Origin of the sequence: Anaerococcus lactolyticus ATCC 51172, assembly GCF_000156575.1 — a bacterium.
Classification (GTDB): Bacteria; Bacillota; Clostridia; order Tissierellales; family Peptoniphilaceae; genus Anaerococcus; species Anaerococcus lactolyticus.
On record NZ_GG666231.1, the window covers coordinates 1 to 216 of the forward strand.

The following is a 216-nucleotide window of genomic DNA, read 5'->3' on the forward strand; positions in this document are numbered from 1 at the left end:
GCTGAGCACCGACGCGCGGCTCGATCGCAAAGCGCTGCTCGGCCAACCGCTGACGCTGGAGATCCCGACCCAGGGCTTTCTCAGCGCCCCGCGCTACCTGAACGGCAAGATCACCGCCATCGCCGTCAGCAGCGAAGAGATCGGGCGGCACGCGCTACGCGGTGTATACCTGCACGTGCAGCCGGATCTGGTGGCCGATGACCAAGCCGCAACTTC

At 66.7% G+C, this 216-nt stretch carries 1 protein-coding gene; it reads left to right on the top strand.

The window, feature by feature from the left end; genetic code table 11:
* The coding region (locus HMPREF0072_RS10975) for a hypothetical protein (protein ID WP_004831330.1) at nucleotides 1–216 on the top strand (216 nt) is incomplete at both ends.